General features: G+C 56.8%; 1 protein-coding gene. It reads left to right on the top strand.

What is annotated here, in order from left to right; genetic code table 11:
• A partial coding sequence (locus ODE13_RS16970; protein ID WP_322480307.1) for a hypothetical protein occupies positions 1–333 on the top strand: 333 nt, incomplete at both ends.

Genomic DNA, 333 nt, shown 5'->3' with positions numbered 1-333 from the left:
GACGATGACGAGGACTCTGACGATGACGAGGACTCTGACGATGACGAGGACTCTGACGATGACGAGGACTCTGACGATGACGAGGACTCTGACGATGACGAGGACTCTGACGATGACGAGGACTCTGACGATGACGAGGACTCTGACGACGACGAGGACTCTGACGACGACGAGGACTCTGACGACGACGAGGACTCTGACGATGACGAGGACTCTGACGATGACGAGGACTCTGACGATGACGAGGACTCTGACGATGACGAGGACTCTGACGATGACGAGGACTCTGACGATGACGAGGACTCTGACGATGACGAGGACTCTGACGATGGC

Origin of the sequence: Nesterenkonia sp. HG001, assembly GCF_034438835.1 — a bacterium.
Taxonomy (GTDB): Bacteria; Actinomycetota; Actinomycetes; order Actinomycetales; family Micrococcaceae; genus Nesterenkonia; species Nesterenkonia xinjiangensis.
Note: the sequence above shows the minus strand (reverse complement) of the source record. Positions and strands in the feature narration are given on the sequence as shown.